A 6,930-nucleotide genomic window follows, 5' to 3' on the forward strand; every position below is an offset into this window, starting at 1 on the left:
CGGCCGCCGAGTCCGGCAGGGCCCGGCGGCCCTCACAGCGCCGCGGTGGGAAACCCGCCCGGAATCTCCGCGAGCGCGACCGGTCTTCGCTCCCGCCGCGACCGTTCGCACGCCTCGGCGACCCGCAGCGCCTGCAGGGCCTCCCGCCCGTCGCAGGGATTGGCCCGCTCCCCGCGCACCACCTCCACGAACGCGTTCAGCTCCGCCTCGTACGCCGGTCCGAACCGCTCCAGGAACCCGGACCACGGTTTGTCCGCCGCGGGCGGCCCGGTCGGCTCGGTGGATGCGATCGGCGTCCGGTCGTCCAGACCGACGACGATCTGGTCCGACTCCCCGGCCAGCTCCATGCGCGCGTCGTACCCGGCGCCGTTCAGCCGGGTCGCCGTGGCCGTGGCGAGTGTGCCGTCGTCCAGTGTGAGCACCACCGCAGCCGTGTCGACGTCGCCCGCCTCACGGAACATCACGGGCCCGGCGTCCGACCCGGCCGCGTACACGTCGACGATCTCGTGCCCGGTCACCCAGCGCAGCACGTCGAAGTCGTGGATCAGCGTGTCCCGGTACAGCCCGCCGGACAGCGGCAGCCACGCGGCCGACGGCGGCGACTGGTCACTGGTCAGCGCCCGCACGGTGTGCAGGCGCCCGAGCCGTCCGGACCGTACCGCCTCGCGCGCGCCCACGTACCCGGCGTCGAAGCGGCGCTGGAAGCCCATCTGAAGAATCGTCCCGGCCGTCTCCACCTCCCCGATCGCGTGCAACGTGCCCGGCAGATCGAGCGCGATGGGCTTCTCGCAGAAGACCGGCAGCCCCGAACGTGCTGCCCGACCGATCAGTTCGGCGTGGGCCGACGTCGCCGTCGTGATCACCACCGCGTCCACGCCCCACCGGAAGATCTCGTCCACCCCCGGCGCGGCTGTCTCCCCCAGCCGGTGTGCCAGCTCCTGGGCCCGCGCGACGTCCGCGTCCGTGAGGATCAGTGACCCGACGTCGCGGTGCCGGCTGAGCGTGTTGGCGTGAATCGTGCCGATGCGGCCCGTACCGATGACCCCGATGCGCATGGAAACAAAGTGCGGGTTCAGTGCGTACCCTGTCAATGTAAATGTCCGGACAATCGAACTACACGACTTCCCGTCAACAACGTGTAGAGCTACGCTCGGCCCGTGCCGAAACCAGAAGTGGACCCGACCGTGGAACTCGAGCTCAGTGTGGACCGGAGCAGTCCGGTGCCTTTGTACTTCCAGCTGTCCCAGCAGCTCGAGGCCGCGATCGAGCACGGAGCGCTCACCCCCGGCAGCCTGCTGGGCAACGAGATCGAACTCGCCGCACGCCTCGGCCTGTCCCGGCCGACCGTCCGCCAGGCCATCCAGTCGCTGGTCGACAAGGGCCTGCTGGTGCGCCGCCGCGGTGTCGGGACGCAGGTCGTGCACAGCCAGGTCAAGCGCCCGCTGGAGCTCAGCAGCCTCTACGACGACCTGGAGTCGGCCGGCCAGCGCCCGGCGACCAAGGTGATCGTCAACACCGTCGTCCCGGCGTCCGCCGAGGTCGCCGCCGCGCTCGGGGTGGCCGAGGACAGCGACGTACACCGCATCGAGCGGCTGCGCCTCGCCCACGGTGAGCCGATGGCGTACCTGTGCAACTTCCTGCCGCCCGCGCTGATCGACCTGGACACGGCGCAGCTGGAGGCCACCGGCCTCTACCGGCTGATGCGGGCCGCCGGGATCACCCTGCACAGCGCCCGGCAGACCATCGGAGCGCGCGGCGCCACCGTCGCCGAGGCGGAGCGGCTCGCCGAGGAGGAGGGTGCCCCCCTGCTCACCATGCAGCGCGTCACCTTCGACGACACGGGCCGAGCAGTCGAGTACGGCACCCACACCTACCGTCCGAGCCGGTACTCCTTCGAGTTCCAGCTGCTCGTACGGCCATGAGCGCCGCTGCCGCACGGATCTGAGCGGGGGACGGCCGGGACGCCGCACTGGTCGTAATGTCCGGACAATTAGCTGTGACCCGTGTCCCCCTCGGCCGCCCCGTTCGGCACCCCGCGTGAGCGTGCGGCAGAATCGGGCCTGATGAGCACCTACCGCGACTTCACCGCCCCGATCGGCTCCCGGCGAGCCCCCGTGCTCCGCACCGTGGGACCCCGGGAGCGCCGCTCGCACCTGACCGCGCCCCGGGTGCCGACCGTCGGGATCGACATCGGCGGCACGAAGGTGATGGCGGGCGTCGTAGACGCCGACGGCAACATCCTGGAGAGGCTCCGCACGGAGACCCCGGACAAGTCCAAGAGCCCGAAGGTCGTCGAGGACACGATCGTCGAGCTGGTCCTGGACCTGTCCGACCGGCACGACGTGCACGCCGTCGGCATCGGCGCGGCCGGCTGGGTCGACGCCGACCGCAACCGGGTCCTGTTCGCGCCCCACCTGTCCTGGCGCAACGAGCCCCTCAGGGACCGCCTCGCGGGCCGGCTCGCCGTGCCCGTCCTGGTCGACAACGACGCCAACTCCGCCGCCTGGGCCGAGTGGCGCTTCGGCGCCGGCCGCGGCGAGGACCACCTCGTCATGATCACGCTGGGCACCGGCATCGGCGGCGCGATCCTAGAGGACGGGCAGGTCAAGCGCGGCAAGTACGGCGTCGCCGGCGAGTTCGGCCATATGCAGGTCGTGCCCGGCGGTCACCGCTGCCCGTGCGGCAACCGCGGCTGCTGGGAGCAGTACAGCTCCGGCAACGCGCTGGTCAGGGAGGCGCGCGAGCTGGCCGCCGCCGACTCGCCGGTGGCGTACGGGATCATCGAGCACGTCAAGGGCAACATCGGCGACATCACCGGCCCGATGATCACCGAGCTGGCCCGCGACGGCGACGCGATGTGCATCGAGCTGCTCCAGGACATCGGCCAGTGGCTCGGCGTCGGCATCGCCAACCTCGCGGCCGCCCTGGACCCGTCCTGCTTCGTGATCGGCGGCGGCGTGTCGGCCGCCGACGACCTGCTGATCGGCCCCGCGCGGGACGCCTTCAAGCGCCACCTCACCGGCCGCGGCTACCGCCCGGAGGCCCGCATCACCCGCGCCCAGCTCGGCCCCGAGGCCGGCATGGTCGGCGCCGCCGACCTGGCCCGCCTGGTCGCCCGCCGCTTCCGGCGCGCCAACCGGCGCCGGGTGGAGCGCTACGAGCGCTACGCGCGGTTCGCCGAGGCCCGCCGGTCGTCGTCGCAGGGGTCGGCGTGACCGTGTCCGTACCCCGCCAGGCCGACTCCCCGGACGAGCCGCAGCAGCCGGCCGAGGACCGCCGCCACATGATCCGCCGCAGGGCGCTCACCCTGCTCATCATCGTGCTGCTCATCGGCGTCCCTGCCGGCTATCTGGTGATCTCCGCCAACCAGAGCCGCGACAGCGGCAAGGACAAGGAGGAGAAGTACTCGGCGACCGGCCTCACCGAGGGCTGGCCGTCGAGGGTGCAGCGGCGCCTCTACCAGATCCCCGTCCCGGATCCGTCGTACAAGGTCGCGTACTACGAGACGAACAACTGGAAGACCAGCCGCCTCTACGTCCAGTTCCAGACGGCCGACGCGAGCCTGGACTGGTTCTTCGAGACCATGGGCGTCAGCCGGGACGAGCTGAAGCGGGACGCCATCACCATCAGCGCCCGCGACCAGAAGATCACCGGCTGGGACTTCAGCGGCCCCGGCCCGTGGTACGGCTTCGTCCACAAGCAGAAGAACCCGGCGCCCACGCAGGATGTCGTCATAAACATGTCCGACCCGGCCAATCCGTTCGTGTACGTCGTCTCGCGCACGGTCCCCTGACCACGGTGTGAGACCTCCGGCCCACGACGGTCGCCGGGGCCGATTGTCAGACCCCGCCCGTAGAGTCGAAGACGGTTGATCCGACTCATGGGCGGGAGGTGACAGGACGTATGGGTGACAGGGCCGCGCACAGCGGCGGCAGCGCGGTGGCTGAGCGGATGAGGGGGACCGTCCCCGTCCGGCTCGCTGCCGTCTTCCTGCCCGCCTCCCTCCCGCGTGAGGGGCGGATGGCCTTCTGGGACCCGGAAGGCGGCCCGCTGCCCGCCGAGGACACCGAGCTCACTGTCGTACGGCGCCATGGCGCGGGCGTCCGCCGCCGGACCACCCCCGCGCTGTCATTGCCGCTCGACGAGGCGCTGCCGCTGCTCGTGCGGGCGCGACGCGACCCCGCCGCCCACCCCGCCACCGCTTGCTGGGGCGCGGCCGCGCTGCACGCGCTGCGGCTCACGGCGCGCGGTCGGCTGCTGCCCGGCCTGACACCGACCGGCCACGACGCCTGGCGGGCCGGCCCGCTCGACCCGGACGACATCGCACACCTGCGGGGGATCTCCGCCGCCCTGCCCTACGAAGGCCATGCGGTCCCCTTGTCCGGCCCGGGCCCGCTGCGGCTGCCCGAGCCCGAGGCGCTGATGCGGTCCTTCCTGGACGCGGTCGCGGACACCCTGCCCCGCACCCCCGCCGCACCGTACGCCTCGGGGAAGCCCTTCGCCGCGCGCGAGGCCCAGCGCCTGCCGGCCGCCCACGACTGGGCGGCCGAGGTCGCCGCCGGCATGGACGCGGGCGTAAGGATCTCGCTCCGTCTCGACCTGTCGGCGTACGACCTCTTCGACGACGACGCTGTCGGCGCGCGCAGCGCGGGCGCGGCGATCGTCCAGGTGCACAGCCTCGCCGACCCCACCCTGGTGGCCGACGCGGCGGCCCTGTGGTCGGGCGAGGCGGACGCGGCCTTCGGACCACGCGCGCGGGTGGACGCGGCGCTGGCGGTGCGGCGCGCGGCCCGGGTGTGGGGTCCGCTCGACCGGCTGTCCGAGCAGGAGGTGCCCGACGTACTGGCCCTGTCCGACGAGGAGTTGGGCGACCTGCTGGGCGTGGCGGCGACCCGGCTCGCGGCCGCCGGAGTGGCGGTGCACTGGCCCCGGGACCTGGCGCAGGACCTGAGCGCGGCCGCGGTCGTACGACCCGCGCCGGGCTCGGCGACCGACGGCACCGGCTTCTTCGAGAGCGAGGAACTGCTCCAGTTCCGCTGGCAGTTGGCGATCGGCGGCGACCCGCTCACCGAGGGCGAGATGGACGCGCTCGCCGAGGCGCACCGCCCGGTCGTCCGGCTGCGGGATCGCTGGGTGCTGGTCGACCCGGCCCTCGTCCGCAAGGCCCGCAAGCGCGAACTGGGCCTGCTCGACCCGGTCGACGCACTGTCCGTCGCCCTCACCGGCAGTGCGGAGGTCGACGGCGAGACGGTCGAGGCGGTACCGGTCGGCGCCCTGGCCGCCCTGCGGGACCGCCTCACGGTGGGGGTACGCCCGGCCGAGCCGCCGCCGGGACTGCGGGCGACGTTGCGGGACTACCAACTCCGGGGCCTGGCCTGGCTGGACCTCATGACGTCCCTGGGGCTCGGCGGCTGCCTGGCCGACGACATGGGCCTCGGCAAGACGATCACGGTCATCGCCCTGCATCTGAAGCGCGCCAGGACGGCCCCGACCCTGGTGGTCTGCCCGGCGTCCCTGCTGGGCAACTGGCAGCGGGAGATCACCCGTTTCGCGCCCGGTGTCCCCGTCCGCCGCTTCCACGGCCCGGACCGCACTTTGGAGGACGTGGACGGCGGCTTCGTCCTCACGACCTACGGCACGATGCGGTCGACGGCACCGACGCTGGCCCAGCACACCTGGGGCATGGTCGTCGCGGACGAGGCACAGCACGTCAAGAACCCGTACTCCGCGACGGCGAAGGCCCTGCGCACGATCCCGACGCCCGCGCGTGTGGCGCTGACCGGCACACCGGTCGAGAACAACCTCTCCGAACTCTGGGCCCTGCTCGACTGGACGACACCGGGGCTGCTCGGTCCCCTGAAGTCGTTCCGCGCCCGGCACGCGCGCGCGGTGGAGAACGGCGAGGACGAGGAGGCGGTCGACCGGCTGGCCCGCCTGGTCCGCCCCTTCCTCCTGCGCCGCAAGAAGTCCGACCCCGGCATCGTCCCGGAACTGCCACCCAAGACGGAGACGGACCACCCCGTCCCGCTCTCCCGCGAACAGGCCGCACTCTACGAGGCGGTGGTGCGCGAGTCGCTGTACGCCATCGAGACGGCGGAGGGCATGGCGCGCCGCGGGCTGGTCCTGAAGCTCCTCACCTCCCTGAAGCAGATCTGCGACCACCCGGCGCTGTACCTGAAGGAGGAGACAGCGGCGGCGACCGAGCGACTGGCCGTCCGCTCCGGCAAACTGACGCTGCTGGACGAACTGCTGGACACCCTGCTGGCCGAGGACGGCTCGGCGTTGGTCTTCACGCAGTACGTGGGAATGGCCCGCCTGATCACCGCCCACCTCGCGCGGCGGGCGGTCCCGGTGGACCTGCTCCACGGCGGCACGCCGGTTCCGGAGCGCGAACGCATGGTGGACCGCTTCCAGAGCGGCGCGACCCCGGTCCTCGTCCTCTCCCTGAAGGCGGCGGGCACCGGCCTGAACCTGACCCGCGCGGGCCATGTCGTCCACTTCGACCGCTGGTGGAACCCGGCCGTGGAGGAACAGGCGACCGACCGCGCCTACCGCATCGGCCAGACCCAGCCCGTCCAGGTCCACCGCCTCATCACCGAAGGCACGGTCGAGGACCGCATCGCGGAGATGCTGGAGTCCAAGCGAGCCCTGGCCGACGCGATCCTCGGCTCCGGCGAATCGGCCCTCACGGAACTGACGAACCGCGAACTGTCCGACCTCGTGTCGCTGCGGGGGGAGTCATGACGGGGGCGGCGGAGTGGGGGAGCGCGGTGGATGGGGAGGCGGAAGAGAGGGGCGCCGAAGAGCCTCGGACGGCCGGCACTCCTGGGACGGACGAGGTGAGGCGGCAGGGGGAGTTGAGCGGGGGAGCCGAGTCGAGCGGGTGGGGCGAGTCGAGTGGGGGAGCTGAGCCCAGCGGGAAGGGCGAGT

The 6,930-nt window shown here is 72.6% G+C and carries 5 protein-coding genes; 4 read left to right on the forward strand and 1 reads right to left on the reverse strand.

Features of this window, described 5'->3' with window-relative positions; genetic code table 11:
- Positions 1-32: 32 nt before the first annotated feature.
- Positions 33-1,055: a Gfo/Idh/MocA family protein gene (locus ADK36_RS44500; RefSeq protein ID WP_048586628.1), complete on the reverse strand. Its 1,023-nt coding sequence runs from the start codon at positions 1,053-1,055 to the stop codon at positions 33-35.
- A gap of 129 nt (positions 1,056-1,184) precedes the next feature.
- Between ADK36_RS44500 and ADK36_RS44505 the strand changes: the two genes are divergently transcribed.
- From ADK36_RS44505 to ADK36_RS44520, 4 genes are all read left to right on the forward strand, one after another.
- Positions 1,185-1,922, forward strand: coding sequence for a GntR family transcriptional regulator (locus ADK36_RS44505; protein ID WP_199830377.1), 738 nt, complete (start codon positions 1,185-1,187; stop codon positions 1,920-1,922).
- A gap of 141 nt (positions 1,923-2,063) precedes the next feature.
- Positions 2,064-3,215, forward strand: a complete 1,152-nt coding sequence (locus tag ADK36_RS44510) for an ROK family glucokinase (RefSeq protein ID WP_053201638.1) — start codon at positions 2,064-2,066, stop codon at positions 3,213-3,215.
- Positions 3,212-3,793 (forward strand): hypothetical protein, encoded by a 582-nt coding sequence (locus ADK36_RS44515; protein ID WP_048586631.1) that lies wholly within the window; start codon positions 3,212-3,214, stop codon positions 3,791-3,793. Before ADK36_RS44510 ends, ADK36_RS44515 begins: the two co-directional genes overlap by 4 nt.
- A 110-nt stretch (positions 3,794-3,903) precedes the next feature.
- On the forward strand, positions 3,904-6,744 hold the full coding sequence (locus ADK36_RS44520) for a DEAD/DEAH box helicase (protein WP_048586632.1): 2,841 nt from the start codon (positions 3,904-3,906) through the stop codon (positions 6,742-6,744).
- Positions 6,745-6,930 lie beyond the last annotated feature (186 nt).

The sequence above is a fragment of the Streptomyces viridochromogenes genome, assembly GCF_001270495.1.
GTDB lineage: Bacteria > Actinomycetota > Actinomycetes > Streptomycetales > Streptomycetaceae > Streptomyces > Streptomyces viridochromogenes_A.

Bases quoted from the DNA above. Each gene is read 5' to 3' on its own strand.
- ADK36_RS44500 (WP_048586628.1), bottom strand. From the start codon at position 1,055: ATGCGCATCGGGGTCATCGGTACGGGCCGCATCGGCACGATTCACGCC.
- ADK36_RS44510 (WP_053201638.1), top strand. From the start codon at position 2,064: ATGAGCACCTACCGCGACTTCACCGCCCCGATCGGCTCCCGGCGAGCC.
- ADK36_RS44520 (WP_048586632.1), top strand. From the start codon at position 3,904: ATGGGTGACAGGGCCGCGCACAGCGGCGGCAGCGCGGTGGCTGAGCGG.